Source organism: Serratia sp. JSRIV004, assembly GCF_019968705.1.
GTDB lineage: Bacteria > Pseudomonadota > Gammaproteobacteria > Enterobacterales > Enterobacteriaceae > Chania > Chania fonticola_B.
The window spans coordinates 5637505-5663210 of record NZ_CP074140.1; the positions used below are offsets into that span (position 1 = coordinate 5637505).

The window sequence follows — 25706 nt, forward strand, 5'->3', positions numbered from 1 at the left end:
AAATAGGATAATCCTGATATCCGGACACCATGAGGATTGCTATGCTCGTGCAGGTTAAAAAATCGTACGGTAAATGCCTAACGATAGCCACGAATGAGAGCCGGATAACAACTAAACGGTGGGTCATTCTATCTCTGGGCGGTTAACTCCGTATAATGTCTGGCTTTGCGTAAGATTGGCGGTTTCATGGGTGTAGGACGAGAATAGCATGAGCACAATAGCGTTGATATTGGCCTTAGCGCTAGCCTGCCTGATCGCTGCTGGCCTCTACTTGTGGTTTAAATTCCGCCCCCAGCCAGCCTTGGCTGGTATCCTGCCGTTCGTCAAACCTAACCACCGCAAACTGACCGCGCCAGAGCGGGCAGCTATCGAGAATTACCTCAACCAACAAAACCGCCTGGGCAACAAACTGCTGTCAGGTTCCGCTTCCCTGCCTTCTGCCAGGCTGGCGTTGACCGCACAGAGCGACAACGTTTACCCGATCACCCATGCCATTACCCGCTATGGTCTGGCAAGCGATGAACCCAACAACTGGCGCTACTATCTCGACTCGGAAGAGATCCATCTTCCTCCGTTTTGGGAGCAGTACATCAGCGCCGATAACCATGTCGAAGTGATCAAGACCCAGACTCTACCGCTGGTGATCTCACTCAACGGCCATTCGCTGCTGGATCATATTTACGACAGCCCACCTTCGCCGGTAGTGACTACAACCCCGACAAGGAACGCCTCCATCCGCAAAGAAGAGAGCGAACATATTGAGTTGGTGAACATTCGCAAGGAAACCCGCGAGGAACATGAGCTTAACCGGCCGAACGGCGTCAAGGAAGCGGCCCTCATCTCTGCTGCCCTACTGCTGCTGTTCCTTAGCCTGATCAGTCCGGTGGTAGTGATCCCCTGGATCATTCTGGTAGCGGTGCTGATGATCGTCTGGAGCTGCTGGCATCTGTTGCGCCGCCCGAGCGAAAAAGAGCTGAAAGAGGTGCACTGTCTGCGCGGCACGCCAAAGCGCTGGGGGTTATTCGGTGAGTCCAATCAGGGGCAAATCAGTAATATCTCTTTTGGCATTATCGATTTGATCTACCCCCCGCACTGGTTGCCTTACCTGAATGCAGACCTGGGTAAAACCACCAATGTGGATATCTACCTCAACCGGCAGGTGGTACGTCAAGGGCACTATCTTTCCCTGCATGACGAAGTGAAAAACTTCCCCTTGCAGCATTGGGGCAAGAACGCCGTATTAGCGGCCAGTTCGCTCGTGGTGCTGTTGTTACTGTTAATCTACATTCCACTCAGCCTACCCGCTAAATTGAGCACCGCGTGGTTACAGGGCACACAGAAAACGGAAGTCACCAGCGTTCAAGCGCTGGAGGCCATTCCACTGCATATCGGCGATAGGCTGAAAATTCAGGGCAACGGCATGTGCTACGTTCCTTCGGGCAACAACAGCGCCACTGCGCCAAGCTTTATGCCTTTCGATTGTTCTGGGATCTACTGGAATACGGCGACCCCGCTGCCACAGCCCGAATCGGAAGTGATCGATAAAGCAGCTGCGCTGATGGCCACCATCAACCGGCAACTGCACCCAAGCGGTGCCGAGCAGAAAGTGAACCCACAGTTGGCCAGCGCCATTGAAAAGTCAGGCATGATCCTGTTGGATGACTTTGCGGATATCGTATTGAAAACGCAGGACCTGTGTGGCACGAAGGCCGACTGTGTGCGCTTGAAGAATGCGCTGGTCAATCTGGGTAACGTCAAGAACTGGGCCAACCTGGTGAAACGGGCCAAATCCGGGGCGCTGGAAGGCGTTAACGTCCTGCTGCGTCCGGTCAGTGCTGAATCGCTGGAAAACCTGAGTAACGCGGCTACCTCTGCCTTCGTGGTGCGGGAAACCCGTCAGGCCGCTGCGGCCCTCAACAGCCCACCACCGGGCGGTTTTTTGATTACCAGTGACGAAGGCAAGCAGTTGGTGGATTATCCCTTGCCCACACAGCCGCTGAACGAATACAACTCACTCGACCAATGGAAAGAACTACAGCGTCTTAGCAGCATGTTGCTACATACGCCGTTCCGGGCAAACGGGGTGATCACCAATATCTTTGTCGATGCCAACGGCACTAGGCATATCGCCCTGCATAGTGAACCGGATATCGTGACCCTGTGGCGCTATCTTGGCACCAGCCTGCTGTTGCTGGTGTTGGTCGTCGTGCTGGGTTACAACTCCTGGCGGTTGGTACAACGCAGGCGCAAAAACCAACATCGCCTCGCCGATATCCAGCGCTATTACGACAGTTGCTTCAACCCGCAGCTCACCCCGATGTCCATACGCCCGATGGCGTAGCCTCCAACCTGCCATCCGCCTATACTAGGCTGTATGTTTTTTATCATCCGCGGGATACCGCTATCCCGCCTATGGAGTTGGTACATGGTTCCTGAGTTTGACTGGCACGATATTGATACCGTACTGCTGGATATGGACGGCACCCTGCTGGATCTTGAATTCGACAGCCATTTTTGGCTAACGCTGGTACCGCAGGCGCTGAGTGAGCAACGAGACATTCCCTTCGACGACGCCAGCAAAATCATTCACCAGGAATACCTGGCCGTGCAACACACCATGAACTGGTATTGCTTTGATTACTGGAGCGAACGCCTAGGGCTGGATATCTACCAAATGACCAGCGAAGTCGGTAACCGCGCTCGGCTGCGTGAAGATACCCAACCATTTTTGCAGGCGTTACGCGATGCCGGGCAGCGCACCATCCTGCTCACCAACGCGCATCCACACAGTCTGGCGGTGAAGGTTGAGCACACCGGTTTGGATCGACACCTTGATTTATTACTTTCCACCCACACATTTGGTTATCCGAAGGAAGATCAGCGTCTGTGGCAGGCAGTTCAGCAACAAACCGGCTTTGACCCGCAGCGCACAATGTTTGTGGATGATGGTGAACCCATTCTGGATGCCGCAAGCAAGTTTGGTATCCGCTACTGCCTTGGCGTGCAGAACCCGGATTCCAGCATGGCGAGTAAAACTTTCCAGCGTTATCCGTCGATGAGCGACTACCGCCAGTTGATACCGGCCTTGGAACGGAGGGAGCAATGAAAGCCAAAGCAACACCGGATGAGGCCGTCCGCCTGGATAAATGGCTGTGGGCCGCCCGATTTTACAAAACCCGCGCACTGGCCCGTGACATGATCGACGGCGGCAAGGTGCACTACAACGGGCAACGCGGCAAGCCGAGTAAAGCCGTTGAAATCAATGCCGAAATCAAGCTGCGTCAGGGCAACGACGAACGCACTGTCATCGTGCTGGCCATCAATAGCCAACGGCGTGGAGCCGACGAGGCGCAACTGATGTATCAGGAAACCGAGGCCAGCATTGCCAATCGCGAGAAAGTGGCGCTGGCACGCAAGATGAATGCGCTGACCATGCCGCATCCGGATCGTCGTCCGGACAAGAAAGAGCGGCGCGATTTGATTAAATTTAAATTTGGCGAGCAGGAATAATCCCTCGCCTCAATGAGAGAAAACTATGTCCAACCATGACCAATTACACCGTTACCTGTTCGAAAACTACGCGGTGCGCGGTGAGCTGGTTACCGTCAGCGAAACCTATCAGCACATCCTGACCAACCATGATTATCCGGCACCGGTACAAAAACTGCTGGGCGAGTTGCTGGTAGCCACCAGCCTGCTGACCGCCACGCTGAAGTTCGACGGTGACATTACCGTTCAGGTGCAAGGCGACGGCCCGCTGAAACTGGCAGTGATCAACGGCAATAATCGCCAGGAGATGCGTGGTGTAGCCCGTGTCGAAGGCGAGATTGTGGCCGACAGCACCCTGCACCAGATGCTGGGTAACGGCATTATGGTGATCACCATCAGCCCGTCTGAAGGTGAACGCTATCAGGGCGTGGTGGGTCTGGAAGGTGAAACGCTGGCCCAGTGTCTGGAAGGGTATTTCCGCCAGTCCGAACAGTTGCCAACGCGCCTGTTCATCCGTACCGGTGAAGCTGAAGGCAAATCTGCGGCTGCCGGTATGCTGCTGCAGGTACTGCCAGCTCAGGATGGCAATGCCGATGATTTCGACCATCTGGTGCAGCTGACCGCCACCATCAAGGATCACGAGCTGTTCACCCTGCCGGCCAACGAAGTGCTGTATCGCCTCTATCATCAGGAAGAGGTTACGCTGTACGAACCTCAGGACGTGATCTTCCGCTGCACCTGTTCACGCCAGCGCTGTGCCGATGCCTTGATCACGCTGCCAGCGGAAGAAGTGGCCGATATGCTGGAACAGGATGGCAACATCGATATGCACTGTGATTACTGTGGTAATCATTATGTATTCGATGCGTTAGACATCGCCGCCCTCCACAACGGCAATGCCGACAGCAACACCCAACTGCATTAAGCAACACCGCGGTGTGACGTGCGTCGAGTTGTGACGCACGTCAGCCCTCGCCGTTTGCACGCTTGCTTTATTCCGTGGTCTACATCTCATAACGTAACTAAAAAACGTTTAATACGTTAAATATTTGATACCTATCGCGGTTACATCGCCATGGATCCCTACAATTGTCGCCAGAAATTCTGTGATCAAGGAGTAGTGACATGCGTGTTAATGGTATAACCCACCAGGATCTTGCCGCTTATGGAATTCATAACGTTGGTGAAATCGTTCACAATCCGAGTTATGAATTACTGTTTAAGGAAGAAACGGACCCTTCACTGCAAGGGTTTGAGCGTGGTGTAGTAACCAATCTGGGTGCCGTTGCCGTCGATACCGGCATCTTCACCGGCCGTTCGCCAAAAGATAAGTACATCGTCCGTGACGATATCACCCGGGACACCGTCTGGTGGGCCGATCAAGGTAAAGGCAAGAACGATAACAAACCTCTCAGCCCTGAAGTCTGGGCAGATCTGAAAAAACTGGTCACCGAGCAGCTTTCCGGCAAGCGCCTGTTCGTGGTCGATACCTTCTGCGGTGCTAACGCAGACTCCCGCCTGAAAGTCCGCTTTATCACAGAAGTGGCCTGGCAAGCGCATTTCGTCAAAAACATGTTTATCCGCCCGAGCGATGAAGAACTGCAGGGCTTTGAGCCTGATTTCGTGGTGATGAACGGCGCCAAGTGCACCAATCCGAACTGGCAGCAGCAGGGAATGAACTCGGAAAACTTCGTGGCATTCAACCTGACCGAGCGTATGCAGCTGATCGGCGGCACCTGGTACGGCGGCGAAATGAAAAAGGGTATGTTCTCCATCATGAACTACCTGCTGCCGCTTAAAGGCATTGCCTCCATGCACTGCTCGGCCAACGTGGGCGAGAAAGGCGACGTGGCGGTGTTCTTCGGCCTGTCCGGCACCGGTAAAACCACCCTGTCCACCGATCCGAAACGCCAACTGATTGGCGATGACGAACACGGCTGGGATGACGATGGCGTCTTCAACTTCGAAGGCGGCTGCTACGCCAAGACCATCAAGTTGTCGGAAGAAGCCGAGCCAGATATCTATCACGCCATCAAGCGTGATGCGCTGCTGGAAAACGTCACCGTATTGGCCGACGGCACCGTGGACTTCAACGACGGATCGAAAACCGAGAACACCCGCGTTTCCTATCCGATCTACCACATCCACAATATCGTCAAGCCGGTGTCCAAAGCGGGCCACGCTACCAAGGTGATCTTCCTGACTGCGGACGCCTTCGGCGTACTGCCACCGGTATCACGCCTGACGGCCAACCAGACCCAGTACCACTTCCTGTCCGGTTTCACCGCCAAACTGGCCGGTACCGAGCGCGGCGTTACCGAGCCAACGCCAACCTTCTCTGCCTGCTTTGGCGCGGCATTCCTGTCACTGCACCCAACCCAGTATGCAGAAGTGCTGGTCAAGCGCATGCAGGCAGCCGGAGCCCAGGCTTACCTGGTCAATACCGGCTGGAACGGCACCGGTAAGCGTATCTCGATCAAAGACACCCGCGGCATTATCGACGCCATCCTCAACGGTGAAATCGATAAGGCAGAAACCATCACGCTGCCAATCTTCGATCTGTCGATGCCTACCGCCCTGCCAGGCGTTGATCCGGCCATCCTCGACCCACGTGCCACCTATGCCAACATAGAACAGTGGGAAGAGAAGGCGCACGATCTGGCGAACCGCTTTATCACCAACTTCGACAAATACACCGATACCCCGGCAGGCGCTGCACTGGTCAGCTCGGGTCCGAAACTGTAATAGCGTTGATTACCTCCTAAGCCAAGGCGCGGAATTCCGCGCCTTTTCTATTTTTGGCTGATTTGCACTTGAGGTTGGTTTGAATTCGTGGCTGACTTGCACTTGTGGTCAATTTGGAGGGGCGCTGCAATGCTGCGCCCGTTAATATTGACCAGGCCACAATGCTGCGGCCTTAAGTCAGGATATCAGGCGTTCTCTTTGGCTGGCGGGGTCCCGCTGGAAGTTTCTTTCTTCTCGATCGGTATTGGGAGATAGGCTCGGATACGCAGCCCACCACGCTCGCTGGTGCCGATATCCAGCACGCCAGCATGAGCGTCAATGATGCGCTGCACGATCGCCAGCCCTAACCCGGTGCCACTGGTGCTACGCGCACTGTCGCCACGTACAAAGGGTTGGAACAGGTGCTTCAGCTCTTCCGGCTTGATACCGGGGCCATCATCCTCCACCTGGAACCAGCCGCGCTGCAGTTCTCGCCCGCTGCTGACCTTGATCCAGCCGTTGCCATAGCGCGCCGCATTCACCACCATATTCACCACCGCACGTTTGATCGAGAGCGGATGCACATCCACCATCAGCTCACCCGGCAGAATATCGGTTTCAATCACCCGCTCGTAGCCACTTTCGGTGGCCACCACTTCGCCCAGAATGGAATTCAAATCGCAAATTTCGGTTTGCATCTCCTGGCCGGTACGCAGGTAATCAATAAACTGTTCGATGATGGCGTTACATTCTTCGATATCTTTATTGATCGACTCCGCCAGATAACCGTCTTGCTCGCTCATCATTTCCGTCGCCAGACGGATACGCGTCAACGGCGTGCGCAGGTCATGACTGACCCCCGCCATCAGCAGCGTGCGATCGTCGGCCAGCAACTTCACCCCAGAGGCCATCTGGTTGAAGGCCCGGGTTACCGAGCGCACCTCAGAGGCACCATACTCACGTAGCGGCGGCGGAATAATGCCTTTGCCTACCTGCAAGGCGGCGTGCTCCAGCTCCACCAGAGGGCGGTTCTGAATGCGGATAAATAGCCAGGCGCCGCCTATCGCCAGCAGCATAATCGCCAGGGTGTAGCGGAACAGCGGCGAAAAATCGCCTTGATGGATTTCGGTCAGCGGGACGCGCACCCAGATATCCGGCTGCAACCAGGTTTTCAGCCAGACCACCGGGGAGTTTTTATTCACCTCGACGCGGACGTCGGTCGGGCCACCCAGTTGCTGCGCCATCTGCTGACTAAGGAACTGGTAGTGTTGTGCCCAGCGCAGGCCGCTCTCTTCAGCAGCCGCGTTGGTATAAAGCGAAATGCCCAGCTCGCGGTAGATCTCGCGGCGGAACGCTGGCGGCACCTCAAGCAAGGTACCGTCCTCCAGTTGCAGCCGATCGGTCATCAGCATACGAACTTCGTACGCCAATACCTTATTGAACTGCTGCAGACTGGGCAGGATGGCGAAGTTAAGCACCACCAGATAGGTCGTCACCAGGCTGACGAACAGCAAGGTGACGATCAACAGCAAAGTTCGGGCAAACGAGCTACGCGGTGAAAAGCGTAATCGCCTCATGCCTTACTGCCGTCCGGGACGAAGACGTAGCCAAGACCCCAAACGGTCTGGATATAGCGTGGATGTGCCGGATCTTCTTCGACCATGCGGCGCAGGCGCGAGATCTGCACGTCGATGGAACGCTCCATCGCGCTGTATTCGCGGCCACGGGCCAGATTCATCAGCTTATCGCGCGATAACGGTTCGCGTGGGTGGCTGACCAAGGCTTTCAGCACGGCAAATTCACCGCTGGTTAATGGCATAGGCTCATCTTCACGGAACATCTCGCGCGTGCCGAGGTTCAGTTTGAATTTACCAAAGGCGATCACCGCCTCTTCCTGAGAAGGCGCACCCGGCAGTTCGTTGGCCTGACGGCGCAGCACGGCACGGATACGGGCAAGCAGTTCACGTGGGTTGAACGGCTTAGGGATATAGTCATCGGCACCGATTTCCAGCCCGACGATACGGTCCACTTCTTCACCCTTGGCGGTCACCATAATGATCGGCATCGGGTTGCTTTGACTGCGCAGGCGGCGGCAAATGGATAGCCCATCCTCACCCGGCAACATCAGGTCTAATACCATCAGATGGAAAGACTCACGCGTCAGCAAACGATCCATTTGCTCAGCGTTGGCAACGCTGCGAACCTGGAAGCCCTGTTCGGTTAAGTAACGCTCTAAAAGCGCGCGCAGGCGCATGTCATCATCGACGACCAGAATCTTGTGATTCTCTTGCATTGTCTGACTCCCAAAGGCTGTATTGCCTGATTCTAGACTGTGGCCCGCACTTATGCATTGGCACCGCTGGCGGCTATTTGGCAACAGCCTCGTATTGTTCAAAAACTCAATCATTACTGACAGCGTTTAATGGTATATATTCTAGCCGAAATTGTTACAAAGCTTATTCTTTTGCCCAAATATCAACAATTTTCACTTAAACCGGAGCGGCAGATCGGTAAACAACTTCCCGCTGCGTATGATGTACACTCTTGGCAGAAAACCGCAAGACTGGCGAATTGGCAGTGTACCTCAGGTTTATAAAAAAAACGCCAACGGATATGGTGGCCGCTTTATGCGAGAATGCCCACTGCTCCTGTGATTTGATGATGGATGACGATGAAAACATTGCTGATCACCCGTGAGGGTTACAACAAGCTCAAAAAAGAATTGGATTTTCTGTGGCGTGAAGACCGCCCGGAAGTGACCAAGAAAGTCACCTGGGCCGCCAGCCTGGGCGACCGAAGTGAAAACGCCGATTACCAATACAATAAGAAGCGGCTGCGTGAGATCGATCGTCGAGTACGTTATCTCACCAAGTGCCTTGAGCAACTGAAAATTGTCGATTATTCGCCGCAGCAGGCGGGCAAGGTGTTCTTTGGGGCCTGGGTAGAGATCGAGAATGACGATGGCGATACCAAACGCTTTCGCATCGTGGGTTACGACGAAATCTTTGGCCGTAAAGACTACATCTCCATCGACTCACCCATGGCTCGCGCCTTGCTGAAAAAAGAGGTGGGAGATACGGCTACGGTTGAGACCCCGGCAGGTATTGCCTACTGGACGGTCAACGAGATCGAATATATCAAAGACGAAGAATAGTTGAGACCTTAGGGGCGCCGCATGCTGCGCCCATCAAAACCTCGGCCCTCTGGACTGGCATTTTCCCCCTGCAAAACGTATAACTATCCCCCTATCGATTATCGCTGCTAACAGATACCTGACTTATGACTGATCCACTGAGCCGCATTATTGCAACCGAACTGCAGGCCCGCCCGGAGCAAGTTGACTCCGCCATCCGTCTGCTGGATGAAGGTAATACCGTGCCGTTTATCGCACGCTATCGTAAGGAAGTCACCGGGGGCCTGGATGATACCCAACTGCGTCAGTTGGAGACTCGTCTGGGCTATCTGCGTGAACTGGAAGATCGCCGCCAAACCATTCTCAAGTCCATTGAAGATCAGGGTAAACTGACCGAGCAGTTAGCGGGGGCAATCAACGCCACGCAAAGCAAAACCGAACTCGAAGACCTTTACCTGCCCTACAAACCGAAACGCCGCACCCGTGGGCAGATCGCTATTGAAGCCGGTCTGGAACCGCTGGCAGACTCCCTGTGGCAAGATCCGCAACAGCAGCCAGAGCAACTGGCCGAAGGGTTTGTCGATGCCGAGAAGGGCGTGGCAGACGTCAAAGCGGCGCTGGACGGTGCACGCTACATCCTGATGGAACGCTTTGCCGAAGACGCTGCCCTGCTGGCCAAGGTGCGTGACTACCTGTGGAAAAACGCCCATCTGGTGTCCAAGGTTGTCGAGGGAAAAGAAGAGGAAGGCGCGAAATTCCGTGACTACTTCGATCACCATGAGCCTATTGCGCAAGTGCCTTCGCACCGTGCGCTGGCGATGTTCCGTGGCCGCAATGAAGGCGTGCTGCAACTGGCGCTGAACGCCGATCCGCAGTTTGAAGAAACCCCGCGTGAAAGCCAGGGCGAGCTGATTATCACCAACCATCTCAACCTGCGCCTGAACAACGCGCCGGCAGATGCCTGGCGTAAATCCGTGGTTAACTGGACGTGGCGTATCAAGGTGTTGCTGCATCTGGAAACCGAGCTGATGAGTACCCTGCGTGAGCGTGCGGAAGACGAAGCGATCAACGTTTTCGCCCGCAACATGCACGATCTGCTGATGGCAGCCCCGGCCGGTATGCGCGCTACCATGGGCCTGGATCCTGGCCTGCGCACCGGCGTTAAAGTGGCGGTGGTGGATGCCACCGGCAAGCTGGTTGCCACCGATACCGTCTATCCGCATACCGGGCAGGCAGCCAAAGCCGCTGCGGTCGTTGCCGCGCTGTGTATCAAACACAAGGTTGAGCTGGTTGCCATCGGTAACGGCACCGCATCCCGCGAGACCGAGCGTTTCTTTGCCGAGCTGCAACAGCAGTTCCCGGACGTTAAAGCCCAGAAAGTGATCGTCAGCGAGGCCGGAGCTTCGGTGTATTCCGCTTCCGAGCTGGCCGCGTTGGAGTTCCCTAACCTGGACGTTTCGCTGCGCGGTGCGGTTTCCATCGCCCGCCGTCTGCAAGATCCGTTGGCCGAGCTAGTGAAGATCGATCCGAAATCTATCGGTGTGGGCCAATACCAACACGACGTCAGCCAAAGCCAGTTAGCCAAGAAGCTGGACTCGGTGGTGGAAGACTGTGTGAACGCCGTTGGCGTTGATCTGAACACCGCCTCCGTGCCGCTGCTGACCCGCGTAGCTGGCCTGACGCGCATGATGGCGCAGAATATCGTCACCTGGCGTGATGAGAATGGCCGCTTCAGCAACCGTGAACAGCTGCTGAAAGTGAGCCGTTTGGGGCCAAAAGCCTTCGAGCAATGCGCGGGCTTCCTGCGCATCAACCACGGCGATAACCCGCTGGATGCGTCAACCGTTCACCCGGAAACCTACCCGGTGGTGGAACGCATTCTGGCCGCAACCCGCCAGGCTCTGCAAGATTTGATGGGCAACCCGAGCGCGGTACGCAGCCTGAAAGCCAGCGACTTTACCGATGAGAAATTCGGCGTGCCAACGGTCACCGACATCCTGAAAGAGCTGGAAAAACCGGGCCGCGACCCACGCCCGGAATTCAAAACGGCTACCTTCGCCGAAGGGGTGGAAACCCTCAACGACCTGCAAGTGGGTATGATCCTGGAAGGTTCGGTCACCAACGTCACTAACTTTGGTGCCTTTGTTGATATCGGCGTCCATCAGGATGGCCTGGTGCACATCTCGTCACTGGCGGACAAGTTCGTTGAAGATCCGCATACCGTGGTAAAAGCCGGTGATATCGTCAAGGTGAAGGTGATGGAGGTGGATCTGCAGCGTAAGCGTATCGCGCTGAGCATGCGCCTGGATGAGCAACCGGGTGAAGGTTCACCACGCCGTGGCGGGGGCAATAATAGCGCTCCAGCTCGCGATAAAAACTCACGCCCAGCGGCTAATAAGCCTAAACCACGCAACAGCACCCCGGCAGGTAACAGCGCTATGGGTGACGCGCTGGCCGCCGCATTTGGCAAGAAATAATGAGCTGAGGGGATAAACCCTTATCCCCTCCTTCGGCTGTCTCTTGGACAAACCTCCTGTTCAAGAGACATCGCCGGCTTATAGATCGTCTCTCCGTTCTGGCCCCTACCTGACTTAATCGGCAGGCTGCTGATGCCGATATAAAACAGGGATTTATTGGAACTTGATTGATGGAACAACACTATCAGCATTGGCTAATGGCTCTTTCCGCTCCCATGGTGGCGCTGAATGCAGATAACGGCCCAACCTTTGATTCACCCAAATTTTATCCCTTCGAGACGACCGTCGATTTGACCGATAGCTGGGGGATCGCCTCGCGTTCTGAAGTGATAAACATGATAATTCGCATGGCGGATGGAGGACATGCGAGAGATCTGGCGCACTACTATTTTCTCTGGCATCGCCTCAGCCCGACCCAATGGCAGGAACGTGTAGAGCAAAATTCAGCGGAAGAACAGGTATTGATGCAAATAGTCGCTGATACGGCGGTTATTTGTGGTGATGGTGGGATCCATTCCTGGGACCTTGGGCGAATGGGATTTCTTTGTCGCATTGCTCTGCTTAATGGCTGGTTCACCGCAGAGGAGAGCCTGTGGTTCCATACCCGGCTAGCACTGCGCGCACGCCACTATTATGCCAACTGGGAAAGCTATTACGCCGCATTTTTCGTCGGCCGAGCCTATTGGCAATCATTAAACCAGGAAACTCCTGAGCAGCAGCACTATGCTTTTTGCCATCAAAGTGGAACGGAAAACTATATTCAGATGCAACAGCAACTCTATTGCCATGCAGATAGCCCCTTAAAACATCTGGCCTGGCACATTGACTGCCATGAAATAGAGAAACCGGCGTCCCTGGAAGAGGTTGATTGGTCATGAATCAACGTTGCTGGCAAATTTTAGGCATTGAGCCAACCGAAGATCAACAAGCCATTCGTGCCGCCTATCGCAGTAAGCTCCCCGACCATCATCCTGAAAATGACCCGAGCGGTTTTCAGCTATTACGTCAGGCTTTTGAGCACGCGCGAAAACTGGCCGAGACCCCGTTTATGCTGCGTTCTGCACACAGTGCTGAAGATGACGGTTCTCATGATGAGGGAACAACTCAACTCGAACAGGCGCCCGAGCCGTCGCCATCCGCTGCAGAACCATTATTCGAGAGCATGCTGGCCCAATTCGACGCTCTGTTGAATACCCCGGAAACGCGTTATCAGCCACAAAGCTGGCATCGCTATATCGCTCAGCTGGATCAGTACGATATTGCTCTCATTGATCGGCTGCGCTGGCATCTGCTCGATCGGGTTTACCACTCAGCATGTATCTCTACCGACTGCGTCAGGTTATTAGCGGAACGTTTAAACTGGCGGCATCGCCTGAACGAACTGGAGCAGGATGACGCGGCCAGGATGGATGATTATTTAGACTATATCGCACGCCCCGATATCTTCGATCTATCCACACTGTCGTCAATCAGCCTGCCTGCTCAAGTAGAAACCGTTGCCTTCTTCCGCCATGCGTATCATCTGTACTGGAATGAGCCAGAATGGATGCTGCGTTTACTGCTGAGTAATCCATCAGTGATTTACTGGCCTGATTGCCCACGGCTAATGAAACAGCTGGCGCAATGGTACAGCCTGGCGGAAGTGCCCAGCGAAACGTTGCGGGATCACTGTTTGGCACAGCTGGCGCTGGACGCAGAGAATAGCGATTGGTTGTACCTGGCTGCCCGGCATTGTGCTTTGCTGCAGGATAATCAGCGGGCGTTTGATTATTGGCTACAGCTATATCGGTTAGAGCAGCACGCGCAGGCCGAGCAAGGCCTATTGGATTGGTGCCGTGAACAGCATCCGGCTTATCTACCGCTGTTGATCCAGGCTTTTGATCGGCCGGTTTACCCTGCGGCGGCAGGGATAGCGGCAGATGATGAGATGCAGAATTTCCTGACCCCGACACAAACGGTACAGACCTTGGTACGCTGGGGAGAGGCCGCTCAGTTTGACTGGGCGGCAGTGCCGATTGCCCAGGCTTATATCCATTGGAAATCCGGTAACGGTCATGTCGGTGTGATGTATGACCAGCTAATGCTTGATGAGGGTTCCGACCCTCTGCGATTACTGTACCGCCACGCCTGCATGCTAACCTTGGGTAGTGAAGGCCTGTTGCAGCAAATTATTGACCAGCCCACACCGGCCGATCCCCTACAGGCCCTGATCCTGCAAGGGCTGCAATCTCAGGCGGCACAGCGGCTGGCATGGTTGAATGATTCGAGCGTCATTGCCGACTTCATTCAGTGGCTGGATGGGCCAATTGATCACGAACTGCCAGAGAGATATACCGATACTGGCTCCGCTAGCTGGCATCAAGCCGTCTTCTGGCTACGGCAATGGCGTTACCTGTCACCAGCACGATTGAACCGCTTGTATCAGCAGCCGGCGTTTAGTGCACAGCTTGGCACCATCAATGACTGGCTGAATTATTTAGCTGCAGTGGAGCAGATTGAGATCCCGCCGTTTAGCGACGCTACCGCTCCCTGGGATCAATACCGGCAAACCTGTTTACTGGTGCTATTACTCAACGGGGCGGCCGGGCATATCGATACTGTCCGGCAGATAAACCACTTAACGCTCAGTGAACAGCATCCCGTCTATGAGCTGTATCCGTTAATCCGACAACTCGACCCGGCAAAAGGTGACCTGGTCTGGCAGCTTGAGCAACAACTGTTGTTGGACCACCGTCTGCACTTCCTTTGCTGGTTGGAGTTACCCGTATCTATCAGCCAGTTTTTACTCCGCGTGGAAAGCCAGCCAGAGCTGTGCAACTGCACCAATGTCGATCATTTCTATCATCGTGTTGCCAGTTGGCCCGAGGAAATAGAACAGGCTCCGATGGCCGAGCAAGCCTTGCTTTACGCCTTTTTACTACGCCATGGCGACCAGCAAATACAGGACAAAAGCCGGGAGGTGCTTCAACGGTTAGCCTGCGGCAATCAGGTGGAAACCGACCTACAGCTGGCATTGCTTAACGGTAAAAAGCCCAAAGCCTTGGGGAGCTCAACGCTGTTTGCCCGGGACTCATTGCTGACAAAAATAGCTCAGGTTGGCTATCGCCTGTATGACTACGATTGGGATAAGTTGGAGCAAGATGAACGTCAACAGTTGATGGCCTGTCTGACAAATAGCAGTCTGTCCCCCATTCTGCGATTGAATGCCGGGTTATTAGTGCAGCTATCGGATCAGCGCGTCATTGAAAAGCAACGTGCGAAGGAGCAAAGGCCAGATACTCGCTTCTGGCAGTTCTGGCAATTTGACCGACGCATCAACCGCCTGGGCCTGCTGGCTCAGTTGACGCTAGTACCGCTGGTGATGGTTGCGGTTTACCTACTGCTCATCAACGTGCTTTCGGCCTGGGTCATTATCGGGTTACTGCTGCTCAATACGTTCAGCGCACTGCTGCGGCGCAGCCATGATTTAAACCGTAAATACCCGGTCTTTGAAGCTGTGTTGCTGATAGGCATGCCCTATCTGATCCTGCTGTATCTGCTGATACCCGGCGTGAAGCACGCGAACCAATATGGCCCGCCGCCAGGAGAAAAGCGCTGAGGATTGTGGCGTGAGGAACTGCCCCCAACGTTTTATGGGGGCAGTGGACGATCAGAAACTCATCTCGTCCAGAAAACGTTCCAGCCGCAGGCGTATGGGCTGGATTTTTTGCTCCTGCTGGCTAACCAGCACCGCTTCAAACTCCTGTAGCCACAAACCGATCTGCATACGCTCATCACCCAGTGACTGCGCCCAGGCTTTTTCCAGCCGAGCCTGCAAGGTACGGTTGGACAGCGTATCGCGCGGATGCACTTTTAACTCCTGCAAACGCTGCTGACTTTGCTTTCGCTGTTCTGGGCTCAGGCCAATGGGGCTGTGGTCGATCACTTTTGAGAAGGAATCACCGCTGTCTGGCAAATGGACATCAACCTCTAGCAGCCCATTGATATCGTAACTGAAACGAACGTCCAGTGATTGAATATGGCCGTTAGGCTTTACCGGCACGGTAAACTCATCCACCAGAATATTGTTGTCAACATGTGGGCTTTCCCCCTGATAGATCGCTATCCGGATCGCCTTTTGCTCCACATGCGTCGTGGTGAAGCTTTCCACCCGTGAAGTCGGGACCACGGTATTACGTTCCAGAATCGGTGAGAAAATCCCATGCCGATCCGCATTCGAAGTAGCAATGCCCAGCGTATAGGGACAGACATCCGTCAGGATCACTTCGTCGATATTTTGATCGCGCAGGCGGCAGGCGGCATGAACTGCGGCCCCCAATGCTACGATAGTTCTGGGATCGAGGTGCTGATGCGGCAACTGGCCGAATAGCTTCACCACCAGTTTTTGGATAGTGTTCAGCTTCGTGGCTCCGCCGACCAATACCAGATGATCCATCTGCTGCGGTTGCAAACGCGCATCGTGCAGCACCTGCTCAATCGGTGCGCGCAGGCGATTCAGCAGCGGAAGCCAGATCTCCCCTGCTTTACGTTCATCCAGCTCTATTTCCTATTGTCGATCCTGCCATTGCCAATGCAACTGATGCGAGCCCTGTTGCTGACTGAGCTGGCATTTCCACTGCTCGACGCAATCATACAACCGTGCCATATCGTGGGGCGCAATCTGCGAGGCGTTCAGTTGCCATTCGTTGAGGCAGGCTTTCATGATTGCCTGGGTGAAATCTTCACCGCCAAGATAGTTATCCCCCGCCGAAGCGTGCACCTCAATCAGCGGCAGATCATATTCCAATACCGTGACGTCAAAAGTGCCTCCGCCCAGGTCAAATACCAAAGTACGGCCAACCCCTTGGGTGTGCAGGCCATAAGCCATCGAAGCCGCAGTCGGTTCATTAATCAGCCGCACCGCATTTAAACCCGCCAGTTCAGCGGCAAAGCGGGTTTGCTTACGCTGCTCATCGCTAAAATAGGCAGGTACCGAAATCACAACGTCGCGGATCGGCTGGCCAAGAAAACTCTCTGCGTCTGATTTCAGCGATTTCAGCACGATGGCCGATAGCTCTGGGGCATCAAACGTCTGTTGGTCCAGTTTGAATTTCTTCTTGCTGCCCATGTAACGTTTAAACAGCGCTGCCGTCTTTTGCGGGTGGGTCGTCAGGCGAGATAACGCAGAGCGGCCAACCAGTATCGCCCCGTCTTCATCAATGCTGACGACCGAGGGGGTAAGAAATTCATTGAGCGCATTAGGGATTAAGCGCGACTCCCCGTCTTGCCAGACACTGATGAGGCTATTGGTGGTGCCTAAATCGATGCCGATTGCCGGAGTAGCGTCATGCTGCTGTAACATCGTCCTGACCTCGTAGAGAAGGATGCTTGCTGCGCCTGATGCTGCTGGTACAACCGTATTAAGCGCAACAACCTAGTCCATGATGGGGGGTTATTATCGTTTGATATTAACATGATGGTATTACATAGCTCATCGCCATGGAATTTTTTTGCTCGCAAGCCATGTTCTACTTTAGTTGAAAAATTTAGCCAGTTGCTCGTTCCCCTGGCTTTCATCTTTTCTTGCGCCACCGGTAGCGCCACCCCCAACAATTTTGACCTACCGCAATAAAATGGCGATTATTTTGCCACCCGGTTTCGAGCTTTCGCTTAAAGCCCGCACTCCGGTAAAAATGCTCCGTTGTTAACACCCTTATTAACACCACCTTTTCAGTTCGTCGATTGTGTCGTAAACACAAATACTTACCCCTCTCATTTACAGCAGGCGATGTTGCCAGATCTGCGCCATAAAACTTTCAGCCACGCCAATAGAGCTACAACTGTTTCATTACCGCAAGAAAATGCACAAACTTGCAACTTAATTAACCTTTTGCACTCATTTGCAGTGCGTTTGGCTTAGTGCTAAAACAGGAGCTGGCAAGGCGTCCATTGCAGATATGACAGCATTTACAATTGCCCATACATTCCGTATTGAATACGATAATTGTTATCACTATGATTCTGTGTATTCATTGCTCTGTTTTTGGCTCGGCGCTCCTGGCCCCATACACCTTTTCACAGGTAGTCTGGGCAGCAAATGTTCTGAAGGTGTCATTCCTGTGGGAATGCTCAACGCATTGAGAAGGCAATATGCAGCTGCTTCCTAAACATACCTATAAAATTACCGGTTTCTCCAGTGAGATTAGCCCGGCCTACCGCCAGAAATTACTGTCGCTTGGCATGCTGCCCGGCTCGCAGTTTGACGTGGTACGCGTGGCACCATTTGGCGATCCGATAGAAATAAAGACTCGCCGCGTTAGCCTGGTACTGCGGAAAAAAGATATAGACCTGATCCTGCTAGATAGCCAAGCGTAACGCGCTGTCCCCGCCTCAGGCAGTTGCCGTGTGCAAACACGGCCGATACTTAATTTACTGATATCACGTTGGTTTATGAAAAAAATCACTATTGGCTTAATCGGTAACCCGAACTCGGGCAAGACGACGCTGTTCAACCAGCTCACCGGAGCACGCCAGCGGGTCGGTAACTGGGCCGGAGTGACGGTTGAGCGTAAAGAGGGCCAGTTTACGACGCCGCAGTCGCAGGTTACGCTGGTTGATTTACCAGGCACCTACTCGCTCACCACCATCTCCGAACAAACCTCGCTGGATGAGCAGATCGCCTGTCACTACATCCTGAGCGGCGATGCGGATATGCTGATCAACGTGGTCGATGCCTCCAATCTGGAACGCAACCTCTACCTGACGCTGCAACTGCTGGAGCTGGGTATTCCGTGCATCGTGGCCTTGAACATGCAAGATATTGCCAAGAGCCAGAATATTGAGATCGATGTCGCCGCCCTGGCCGAGCGCCTTGGCTGCCCGGTGGTATCCATGGTTTCCACCAAGGCCGACGGCATCGGCCTGCTGAAACAGACTATCGACAATCACCGCTTCAACCAGTTAAAAGCGCTGGTGGCCTATCCGCCGCTGCTGCTAGACGAAATCGCTACGCTGACCGAGGCCATGCCTCAACAGTTGCCCACCGAACAACGCCGCTGGCTGGCCCTGCAAATGCTGGAGGGCGACATCTACAGCCATCAGTTAGCCGGGAACGCCACCGATCTGCTGGCTCATTCCAGGCAAGCGCTGCAACAGCAGCAGCAGGAAGATCCCGCGCTGGTAATTGCCGATGCCCGCTACCAGTCGATCGCCACTATCTGCGATGCGGTCAGCAACTCCAAGCTGGCATTGCCAAACCGCCTGACGGAGGTACTGGATCGGGTGATCCTCAACCGCTGGCTGGGGGTGCCGATCTTCCTGCTGGTGATGTACATCATGTTCGTATTGGCGATCAACATCGGTGGCGCACTGCAACCAATCTTCGATCTCGGTTCGGCGGCCATCTTTATTCAGGGCATCCAGTGGATCGGTTATACCCTGCATTTCCCGCAGTGGCTGACCGTCTTCCTGGCGCAGGGCGTGGGGGGCGGTATCAATACCGTGCTGCCGCTGGTTCCCCAGATCGGCATGATGTATCTATTCCTGTCATTCCTGGAAGACTCCGGCTATATGGCGCGAGCGGCATTTGTGATGGACCGCCTGATGCAGGCGCTCGGGCTGCCGGGTAAATCCTTTGTGCCGCTGATCGTCGGCTTTGGCTGTAACGTGCCGTCCATTATGGGCGCACGCACCTTGGATGCCCCACGTGAACGCCTGATCACCATCATGATGGCCCCCTTTATGTCCTGCGGCGCGCGTTTGGCAATCTTTGCCGTATTCGCCGCTGCCTTCTTCGGCCAGGATGGCGCGGGCGTGGTGTTCTCGCTGTATATGCTCGGCATCGTGGTGGCGATCCTCACCGGCCTGGTGCTGAAATACACCATCATGCGCGGCGAAGCATCACCGTTCGTGATGGAGCTGCCGGTTTATCACGTGCCGCATCTGAAAAGCCTGTTGCTGCAAACCTGGCAACGCCTGAAAGGTTTTGTGCTGCGCGCCGGGAAAGTGATCGTGATTGCCAGCATCTTTATTGGCGGCCTGAACAGTTTCTCGTTCAGCGGGCAGCCGGTAGACAGTATCAATGATTCAGCGCTGGCCTCGGTTTCCAAAGTGCTGACGCCATTATTGCAGCCAATGGGCGTACACAATGATAACTGGCAAGCAACCGTCGGGCTGGTAACCGGGGCGATGGCCAAAGAAGTGGTGGTCGGAACGCTCAACACGCTGTACACCGCAGAGAACATCACCAATGAGCACTTCGATGCCGCCAACTTCAACCTGCTTGATGAGCTAGGCAGCGCCGTCAATGAAACCTGGCAGGGCCTGAAGAGCACCTTCAGCCTGAGCGTACTCTCCAACCCTATCGAAGCCAGCAAGGGTGATGGTGAGATGGGCGTGGGCTCAATGGGCGTTATGAGTAGCAAATTTGGCACTTCAATCTCTGCCTACAGCTATCTGATTTTCGTGTTGCTGTACGTTCCCTGCGTTTCGGTGATGGGCGCTATTGCACGTGAGTCCAGCCGGGGTTGGATGACCTTCTCCATCCTGTGGGGGCTGAACGTGGCCTATTCGCTGGCAACGCTGTTCTATCAGATCGCGACCTTCAGCCAACATCCGCAATACAGCGCGACAGCGATCCTGATCGTGCTGCTGTTCAATGCGCTGGTACTATTGGGCTTGCGCAAGGCTCGTAGCCGCGTAACGATCCGTTTGCGTAGCGCCACCTCGGCGTCGTGTTGTCAAAGTTCGGGTGACTGTCACTAATGGCCAGCCTGCTGCAAATCCGTGATGCGCTTGCCCTTCGGGGCAGCGCTCAGGCGCAACAGCTGAGTCAGCAGTTGGCAACGCCCTTGCCATTGGTTGAAGCAATGCTGCAACGTTTGACCGCCATGGGGAAAGTTGAACGTATTGAGCTCGATAGCAGCGAATGCCTGAGCGGCAGCTGTAAGAGTTGCCCAGAAGGGCTGGCTTGTAACACGGTGATTTATCGTTTGAAGGGGTGAATACAGGGGCGCAATAGTTTGCCTGCACCCCCTACTTGAAGATTATTGCTTGTCTTTATACACATCCGCTACGGCGCTGAACTTGCCGTGCTCACGGGCAGCCAGCACGACATAGTATTGGCCCCCTTTCTCATCGGCCAGTTTGGACAATTCATCTTTCAAGTCCATCGGATCGGTGGCCTGTGCTGTTGAAGACACGGTACCAATTTTCTCATACTTGCCTGGGTTCTTATCCAGCTCGTCCTTAGTTAGCAAGGTTGCAGCCATCGAACCGAAAGACACTGAACCTACAATCAACGCCGCAACGATCATCTTCAATGATTTCATGATAATACCTCTCAATGGATAAATTGGGTTTTTATGAAAGCGACTCACAACAAATGCGTCATCGAGCTTGGCTACTGCGACGTCTAACAGCTTCGTTGCTTTCCCTGACGAAGCTCCCTCTGCCCAGAAACAAATCGCCAAAGTGAAGATTGATAAGCTTATATTCACCTTGTAGCCACGCATTTACCCCTTCAAGTATCGAACAGGTTTAGTTTTTATCCACTTATTGGTTAAAAATTTACCGCCATTTTGTGCGTTTATAATCTGTAATCAATGAGATATCGCCGCCAGACCGCGCCATTACTCGGTTGCAACAAATTGATTAATAATGTTAGCGAATGCTTCGGGGTGAGAGATAAACGGCGCATGGGCCGCTTTGGCGATCACCTCCGAGGTGGAGTTTGGCCACAATTCATCCAACAGGCTAGCCACTTTGCGCGGCACCAGCCCGTCGAGGTAACCATAAATACGCAGTACCGGCATCGTCAGTGCCGCCAACGATTGGCGTTGATCCACCGTACGTAGCATCTCCAGGCCTCCGTTCAGCACCTCAACGCCCGGTATCGGCTGATTAAGCACTACGGTTTTCAACTGGCGCGCATCCTGACGAGCGCTTTCCGTGCCCAACGTTTGCAACGCCAGAAAACGTTCCACGGTGCGCTGGAAATCATGGCTGAGCTGCTGCTGGAAGCCACTGAGCACCTCCGGGCGGATCCCCGGCCACGGGTCGTGCGCCGTAAAGCAGGGCGAAGAAGCTACGGTGATCAGCCCGGTTACCCGCTCAGGCTGCATAAGGGCGATCTGCCCGGCAACCAATCCACCAAGGGACCACCCCAGCCAATAAGCCTGCTTGGGTGCTGCGGCCAGCAGTATCTCTGCCATCTCCGTTAACGAGACGGCCCCATAGCCCTGGCTGCGGCCATAGCCAGGCAAGTCCACCAGATGTAGGCGAAAATGCGGAGCCAATCGCTCCAATGTGCAACCCCAGACCTCGGCATTCAATCCCCATCCGTGCAGCAGCACAAGATCGCGATCGCCCTCTCCCAGTGTTTTCCAATACAGCTCAGTCATCAGTTATTGTCCTGCTAAAACGGAGGTGACTATGCTACCAATCCACAGCCGCTGTTGGCTATGCCGGCAACCATTACGGCTGATGCAACAGGGTATCTGCAGCTACTGCCTACGCACGTTGCCCGCCAAACCCTCTTGCTGCCCGGTTTGCGGTTTGCCCAGTGGCGATCCCCATCAGCCTTGCGGACGATGTCTGCAAAAGGCGCCCCCTTGGCAAGCCTTGGTATTTGTTTCGGATTATCGCCCGCCCATCAGCACCCTGGTGAAAAATTTCAAATTCCAGCAGACACCCGCACTGGCTCCCACTCTGGCTCGTTTGATCCTGCTGCACTGGCTGCAGGCGCACCGAGAGCAACATCTGAACAGACCGGAGGTGATTTTAGCGGTACCCTTGCAGGATAAACGCTGCTGGCGACGTGGCTATAACCAAAGCGAGCTGTTGGCCCTGCCACTGGCCCGCTGGTTGGGCTGCGAATATCGCCCTGCGGCATTACGCCGCATCAGGGCAACCGCGCCACAACAGCAATTGATAGCGCGCCTGCGGCGGCGTAATCTGCGTGGGGCTTTTCGTTGTGATGAGAACCTGGCAGGAAAACATGTGGCGCTGCTGGATGATGTGGTTACCACTGGCAGCACCATGGCGGAAATCGCTACACTGTTACAGAAGCAGGGCGTCGCATCATTGCAGATTTGGTGCGTTTGCCGCACGTTGTAGTACCACGGCAATGGGCGTATTATAACCTACTATAGAAGTCAACTATTGAGCTAATGCTATGATCCGTATAACAGATGCTGCACAGGAACACTTTGCCAAGCTGTTGGCAAGCCAAGAAGAAGGCACCCAAATCCGCGTATTCGTGATCAATCCGGGTACGCCGACGGCCGAATGCGGTGTCTCTTATTGCCCGCCAGACGCGGTGGAAGCGACAGATACCGAACTCAAGTTCGAGAAGCTGTCCGCTTACGTCGATGAGCTGAGCGCGCCTTATCTGGACGACGCCGAAATCGACTTCGTCACCGATCAGCTCGGCTCACAGCTGACGCTGAAAGCGCCGAACGCCAAAATGCGCAAAGTGGACGACAATGCGCCACTGATGGAGCGCGTTGAGTACGTGCTGCAATCGCAGATCAACCCGCAGCTGGCTGGCCACGGTGGCCGTGTGACGCTGATGGAAATCACCGACGACGCGCTGGCTATCCTGCAGTTCGGCGGCGGTTGCAACGGTTGTTCAATGGTCGACGTGACGCTGAAGGAAGGGATCGAGAAAGAGCTGCTGCAAAAGTTCCCGGAACTGAAAGGCGTGCGCGATCTCACCGAGCACCAGCGCGGCGAACACTCCTACTACTGATAACTGTCAGGGCGCAATTCCGTTTTGCGCCCTGCCTGTCTCCATCGCGGTCGGTAAGCCGCCCCGATGCATTTAGCCTACCGAAACCTTCCTGCGTCGCTTATCCAAATCCTTCAATAAACGGTTGACCTCAGCATCGTCAAACATCGCTTCCAAGGTCTGGCTCAGCTTGCGCCGCCAGTTCGGGTACTGATCGCTGGTGCCGGGAATATTGACCGGTTCCGCCATATCCAGCCAGTCTTCCGGTTGCAGGCCCAGCAGCGCGCTGGCGCTGTCTGCCACATAGCGTTGCAGACCTCGGTTCAGCAACGGGCTCATGCTCAACAACGAGGCTTTCTTGCCGACCTTTTGCGGTACGCAGCCGTAGCGATGCAGCCCGTCCAGTAGCCCCTGCTTGGCCCGTTCACGATCGGCAAACAGCTCTTTGAGCACTTCCGCATCCGGGTATAGCCCCAGTTGCTTGCCGAGCGTCAGATCGCCGCTTTGCCAATAGCCACGCAGCGTTGGCAGATCGTGGGTGGTAATGGTCGCCATTGCCTGCACCGGATAAGACTGCGGCGCACGGAACTGCTTCTCCGCATCGTGCTCGAAATACAGCACCTTGTAGGAATAGACGCCGCTATCACGCAGTTTGCCGACGATCTCCACCGGCACGGTCCCTAAATCCTCCCCAATCACCATGCAACGATGGCGCTGACTCTCCAAGGCCAACAGCGCCAGCAGATCGTCAACCGGGTATTTCACATAGGCACCGTGATCGGCCGTTTCACCATAAGGGATCCACCATAAACGCAGCATCGCCATCACGTGATCGATACGCAAGGCGCCACAGCTGGTCATGTTGGCCCGCAGCAAATCGATAAACGGCTGATAACCCCGCGCCACCATCACATGCGGATCCATCGGCGGCAGGCCCCAATTTTGCCCCAGCGGCCCGAGAATATCCGGCGGAGCACCCACCGAGGCTTGCATGCAATACAGCTCGCGTTCACACCAGGTTTCCGCCCCGCCCTCTGCCACCCCGACCGCCAGATCGCGGTACAGGCCAATCGGCATCTGGCACTGCTGGCTTTGGCCGAAGCACTCGGCAAACTGGCTGGCCGCCAACCATTGCAGCCACAGGTAGAAGGTAACCTCATCCTCATGCTGCTTACAGAAGGTTTCCACTGCCGGGCCGTTGCCCTGCTGATACTCCTCCGGCCAGGCTGGCCATCCCCACATAGTGCTGTCTTTGGCACTGAGATGGGCATGTAACGCGTCGAACGTTGCCTGCTGATACAGGCTGCTGCCTCCTTCGCCGACGAAGCGCTCAAATTCCTGCTTCAGCGCATCCTGCGGCTTGCGGGCCTGGAAATGCGGGAAAGCCAGCTTCAACGCCGCCAGCTTCAGCTGCGTTACCGTGCTGTAGTCCACCAGCTCACTACTACGCGCCTTGGCCAACAGCTTCTGCGTCGCAGCCTTCTGCCACCATTTTTGCGCAGCCTGGCTGAGCTGGAAATCCTCCACCACGTTGACGTCGATATACACCACGTTCAACCAGCGGCGCGAAGACGGGCTATAAGGGCTGGCGCTTTCCGGACTGGCCGGATACAGCGCGTGGATCGGGTTGAGCCCGATAAAGGCGCCGCCGCGTTCACCCACCTCACCGACCATCGCCCGCAGATCGCCAAAGTCGCCAATCCCCCAGTTACGCTCAGAACGCAGCGTGTAGAGCTGTACGCAGGCTCCCCATAGCTTCTTGCCGGTCAACAATGCATCCGGCTCGTAGCAACGCTTGGGGGCGACAATCAGCCGGCAGGCCCATTGCTGCTCCCCCTGTGACAACGTGAGCTGGTGATAACCCAGCGGTAACTTGCCAGGCAGAGTCAGGGTTTTGTGCGCACTGGCACGGCCTTCTTGCTGGCTACCGTCCTCACGCAACAATACCCACTGAAACTCGCCATCTCCCCCCAGCGGCAGCGCCACCGGGTTACCATGATAAAAGACTTTAACCAGCGGCAAGGGAGCCGTTGACGGCTGCAACGACGCCGGGTTCATCGCCGCCAACAGCTTGCGTTTGGTTTCCGGCGAAATCGCCTGGCGTTGGCCGTGGGCATTGATGTAATCGGCAGCAATCCCAGCCTGGGCTGCTACCTGATCGATACCTTTACTCATT

Annotated in this window: 19 protein-coding genes and 1 pseudogene; 14 read left to right on the forward strand and 6 right to left on the reverse strand. The window is 55.0% G+C overall.

Annotated elements, in window-relative coordinates:
- The first annotated feature begins 208 nt into the window (after nucleotides 1-208).
- The 5 genes from KGP21_RS26855 (at nucleotide 209) to pckA (ending at nucleotide 6234) form a co-directional block, all read left to right on the forward strand.
- Entirely contained in the window at nucleotides 209-2341 is a 2133-nt protein-coding gene (locus KGP21_RS26855; RefSeq protein WP_223536580.1) for an intracellular growth attenuator family protein, read from the forward strand.
- Between the two features lie 84 nt (nucleotides 2342-2425).
- Nucleotides 2426-3106 (forward strand): GMP/IMP nucleotidase, encoded by a 681-nt coding sequence (gene yrfG / locus KGP21_RS26860; protein ID WP_223536582.1) that lies wholly within the window; start codon nucleotides 2426-2428, stop codon nucleotides 3104-3106.
- The gene (gene hslR, locus KGP21_RS26865; protein ID WP_021181711.1) at nucleotides 3103-3510 is read left to right on the forward strand and encodes a ribosome-associated heat shock protein Hsp15; all 408 of its coding nucleotides are present in this window, start codon (nucleotides 3103-3105) and stop codon (nucleotides 3508-3510) included. Before yrfG ends, hslR begins: the two co-directional genes overlap by 4 nt.
- Nucleotides 3511-3535: 25 nt before the next feature.
- Complete coding sequence (gene hslO, locus KGP21_RS26870; protein WP_223536585.1) at nucleotides 3536-4414, forward strand: Hsp33 family molecular chaperone HslO; 879 nt, start codon at nucleotides 3536-3538, stop codon at nucleotides 4412-4414.
- 200 nt (nucleotides 4415-4614) lie between these two features.
- On the forward strand, nucleotides 4615-6234 hold the full coding sequence (gene pckA, locus KGP21_RS26875; RefSeq protein ID WP_021807458.1) for a phosphoenolpyruvate carboxykinase (ATP): 1620 nt from the start codon (nucleotides 4615-4617) through the stop codon (nucleotides 6232-6234).
- A 185-nt stretch (nucleotides 6235-6419) separates the two neighbouring features.
- On the opposite strand, the gene envZ is transcribed toward pckA, so the two are convergent.
- Nucleotides 6420-7790 carry a two-component system sensor histidine kinase EnvZ gene (gene envZ, locus KGP21_RS26880; RefSeq protein ID WP_021807456.1) on the reverse strand — a complete coding sequence of 457 codons (1371 nt, stop codon included), beginning with the start codon at nucleotides 7788-7790 and terminating at the stop codon, nucleotides 6420-6422.
- On the reverse strand, nucleotides 7787-8506 hold the full coding sequence (ompR, locus tag KGP21_RS26885; RefSeq protein WP_004709363.1) for a two-component system response regulator OmpR: 720 nt from the start codon (nucleotides 8504-8506) through the stop codon (nucleotides 7787-7789). The genes envZ and ompR overlap by 4 nt, the downstream gene beginning before the upstream one ends.
- Before the next feature lie 378 nt (nucleotides 8507-8884).
- On the opposite strand from ompR, the gene greB reads away from it, so the two are divergent.
- The 4 genes from greB (at nucleotide 8885) to KGP21_RS26905 (ending at nucleotide 15421) form a co-directional block, all read left to right on the forward strand.
- A complete protein-coding gene (gene greB / locus KGP21_RS26890) occupies nucleotides 8885-9367 on the forward strand; it encodes a transcription elongation factor GreB (protein ID WP_021181715.1) in 483 nt (160 codons plus the stop codon).
- 125 nt (nucleotides 9368-9492) lie between these two features.
- The gene (locus tag KGP21_RS26895) at nucleotides 9493-11823 is read left to right on the forward strand and encodes a Tex family protein (protein WP_021807455.1); all 2331 of its coding nucleotides are present in this window, start codon (nucleotides 9493-9495) and stop codon (nucleotides 11821-11823) included.
- 170 nt (nucleotides 11824-11993) lie between these two features.
- Nucleotides 11994-12701, forward strand: a complete 708-nt coding sequence (locus KGP21_RS26900) for a DUF1266 domain-containing protein (RefSeq protein ID WP_021807454.1) — start codon at nucleotides 11994-11996, stop codon at nucleotides 12699-12701.
- Nucleotides 12698-15421, forward strand: a complete 2724-nt coding sequence (locus KGP21_RS26905) for a DUF805 domain-containing protein (protein ID WP_223536588.1) — start codon at nucleotides 12698-12700, stop codon at nucleotides 15419-15421. Before KGP21_RS26900 ends, KGP21_RS26905 begins: the two co-directional genes overlap by 4 nt.
- Before the next feature lie 51 nt (nucleotides 15422-15472).
- On the opposite strand, the pseudogene KGP21_RS26910 reads toward KGP21_RS26905, so the two are convergent.
- A pseudogene (locus KGP21_RS26910) lies at nucleotides 15473-17164 on the reverse strand (Hsp70 family protein).
- A gap of 788 nt (nucleotides 17165-17952) precedes the next feature.
- Between KGP21_RS26910 and feoA the strand changes: the two are divergent.
- From feoA to KGP21_RS26925, 3 genes are all read left to right on the forward strand, one after another.
- Nucleotides 17953-18177, forward strand: a complete 225-nt coding sequence (feoA, locus tag KGP21_RS26915) for a ferrous iron transporter A (RefSeq protein ID WP_021807451.1) — start codon at nucleotides 17953-17955, stop codon at nucleotides 18175-18177.
- Nucleotides 18178-18252: 75 nt separating this feature from the next.
- On the forward strand, nucleotides 18253-20565 hold the full coding sequence (feoB, locus tag KGP21_RS26920) for a Fe(2+) transporter permease subunit FeoB (protein ID WP_223536590.1): 2313 nt from the start codon (nucleotides 18253-18255) through the stop codon (nucleotides 20563-20565).
- Complete coding sequence (locus tag KGP21_RS26925) at nucleotides 20565-20804, forward strand: FeoC-like transcriptional regulator (protein ID WP_021807449.1); 240 nt, start codon at nucleotides 20565-20567, stop codon at nucleotides 20802-20804. The genes feoB and KGP21_RS26925 overlap by 1 nt, the downstream gene beginning before the upstream one ends.
- A 42-nt stretch (nucleotides 20805-20846) precedes the next feature.
- On the opposite strand, the gene KGP21_RS26930 is transcribed toward KGP21_RS26925, so the two are convergent.
- Together KGP21_RS26930 and bioH are read right to left on the reverse strand one after the other, a co-directional pair.
- Nucleotides 20847-21131: a YdgH/BhsA/McbA-like domain containing protein gene (locus tag KGP21_RS26930; RefSeq protein ID WP_021181721.1), complete on the reverse strand. Its 285-nt coding sequence runs from the start codon at nucleotides 21129-21131 to the stop codon at nucleotides 20847-20849.
- Between the two features lie 300 nt (nucleotides 21132-21431).
- A complete protein-coding gene (bioH, locus tag KGP21_RS26935) occupies nucleotides 21432-22202 on the reverse strand; it encodes a pimeloyl-ACP methyl ester esterase BioH (RefSeq protein WP_179253424.1) in 771 nt (256 codons plus the stop codon).
- A 31-nt stretch (nucleotides 22203-22233) separates the two neighbouring features.
- Between bioH and gntX the strand changes: the two genes are divergently transcribed.
- Nucleotides 22234-22917 (forward strand): DNA utilization protein GntX, encoded by a 684-nt coding sequence (gene gntX / locus KGP21_RS26940; RefSeq protein WP_179253425.1) that lies wholly within the window; start codon nucleotides 22234-22236, stop codon nucleotides 22915-22917.
- A gap of 58 nt (nucleotides 22918-22975) precedes the next feature.
- Nucleotides 22976-23551, forward strand: a complete 576-nt coding sequence (nfuA, locus tag KGP21_RS26945) for a Fe-S biogenesis protein NfuA (RefSeq protein ID WP_021181724.1) — start codon at nucleotides 22976-22978, stop codon at nucleotides 23549-23551.
- Between the two features lie 72 nt (nucleotides 23552-23623).
- Here the strand turns inward: nfuA and malQ are convergent, their stop codons facing one another.
- Nucleotides 23624-25705, reverse strand: coding sequence for a 4-alpha-glucanotransferase (gene malQ / locus KGP21_RS26950; RefSeq protein ID WP_021807446.1), 2082 nt, complete (start codon nucleotides 25703-25705; stop codon nucleotides 23624-23626).
- Nucleotide 25706: the final 1 nt, after the last annotated feature.